This window comes from Succinivibrio dextrinosolvens (assembly GCF_900116345.1).
Taxonomy (GTDB): domain Bacteria; phylum Pseudomonadota; class Gammaproteobacteria; order Enterobacterales; family Succinivibrionaceae; genus Succinivibrio; species Succinivibrio dextrinosolvens_B.
Genome location: NZ_FPAH01000084.1, coordinates 1 through 2,065 on the forward strand (window position 1 = coordinate 1; position 2,065 = coordinate 2,065).

The window sequence follows — 2,065 nt, forward strand, 5'->3', positions numbered from 1 at the left end:
TTCAACACTGCTGGTTGCTATCCCATTTATTTCTAAATCAGATAACAGAGCCGTCAGCTCCACAGGCTATATGGTGACACCTCGGATGTCAATCATTCTGTAAAACTTTTTGACTGGCGCTGTCCATTGCGGAACTTCAATCGTAACTCATTGTTAAATCAGGCATTGTCTGCCTGATTTTGATTTCTTTTCAGACAATAAAAATATATTGGAAGCTAATCCAATTATACCTTCGGACAGGAGCAGTTGCCCTAGGGCAGGATCACTTTTTGGCTATAGTTCGTCCTTATTCTGTAACTCATCCTTAATTACCTGGCCAGTGACTTTTCGGTTATTCTACCTACAAATGAAACTTCTATAATCATGAGTCGAGCTGTTTCTCTATCTTGAGATCAATCATTCTTTTTGAAACTCCACCGCTAAATTCTCTTTTTAAGACTCTTAAGGTCTATCATTTGCCATGCGTGTCGGAGTAAAGGTTTCGTGTAGCTTTGTAAATCAGGATTTGTTTGTTGTTAAATTGTTTTTAGAAATCTTTTAAATAATAGGTAGTCAATCTAAAGCAGTTAAACTTAGCTCCTGCTCATACTGACTCTGCAGTACTGCATCCAATCCCTGTTCTCTGTATTTAGGATTGCTTCTTCTGTTAAGTCTGGCTTTCATCCTGCCTAAACTGTTATCAACAGCAGGATTGTATGGTTTGCCTGATTTGAGTACTCCATAGGAGGTTCTGAGGATTTTGCTGCCTATACAAATCATTCCTTTCTTAAAGGCAGCCTTGTTTTGTTCTGCCTTGGCTGCAATCCATTCTGAACGAGGCTCATTATTACTCTTTCCCTGATGGTAAACAGACAGAGCACTTTCATACAGATTTCTTTTTACAGCTCTATCCCCATTTGATGCCATCTTTCCCATAACCACCTTGCCACCTGAGCCAGAATGACAGGTATGGTAACCAAAGAACGCCTGAAACTGACGGGCACTGTCAAATCTGCTTATGTCTTTTGCGCCTATGGCAATCGGAACTGCAGTTTCTGCGCCTATTCCGGGAATAGTCATCAGCAGTTTTGCCTTTTCATTATGCTGAGCATATTCACAGATAAGTTCATTTATCTCATCAATCCTCTTTGAGAGGAATACAATCGTTTCCTTTAATACTTCAAAACAACGTATGGAATACCTGTGCTCTGAGTAATCGCTCTGGTGATTGTTCAGGTAGCGGTCAATTGCATATACTGCTGATGGACCACCTCTGACGACATCATCGTATTCACCTGTTTCTAGGAGAAAACTTCTCGTCTTATTGGTCTGTTCATTCAGATTCTTTATAAGAGCTTCTTTCTCACTGATAAGTGCACTCATAGCAAGCTCCGCCTCAGTTCGTATCTGGCATGAGGTTAACCCCGGCATAAACAGCAACTGATATAGACTGTAGGCATCATTAAAGTCATCTTTATTACCTAGCCAGCTTAATGCTCTGGTTGCTTTACCTGATACAACCTTTACTGTATGTCCATAAGCCAGTGCAAATCTTGACCAGTATGAAGCCCCTGAACAGGCTTCAATACAGATTAAGTATTTATCCTCAGCATTGATTAGAAACTGTCTTAACTCAGATTTGCAGACTTCTCTGTTTATCAGTCTACCCATACTGTCCTGATAGCAAATCTGATATTTCCTTGCGGCGAGATCAATGCCCATTGGCTTGAGACCATCAATAAGTGTAATGGTTCTGCCGATGTTGATGTTTACAGATACAGCAGAGTCTGAATTATTTTGATTTATTGTCTCGTTTAGACTTGCAACAATGGCTCGTGGACTTGTAGAATAGCTGTGGGTGGTCATCTTTGTACTCCTTTTATAATCATCTTGCGCTCAGCCCCGGGCTGATGACGCATCGCCTTAAAAGGCTTTTGTTTTTTTGATATTGCTGATTATAAAAGAAAAGAGATCACCCTTTTTCTATTCATAAGAGTGCTCTCTTTTGGTTAATCGTCAGTTTATGACCATCTCTATATCAGGGCTTATGATAACCGCCCTTTGGGCCTGTCTGCTTCAATTAAAG

At 40.3% G+C, this 2,065-nt stretch carries 1 protein-coding gene; it reads right to left on the bottom strand.

The window, feature by feature from the left end; genetic code table 11:
- Positions 1-552: 552 nt before the first annotated feature.
- A complete protein-coding gene (locus BM308_RS13085; RefSeq protein ID WP_074945821.1) occupies positions 553-1,845 on the bottom strand; it encodes an IS110 family RNA-guided transposase in 1,293 nt (430 codons plus the stop codon).
- Positions 1,846-2,065 lie beyond the last annotated feature (220 nt).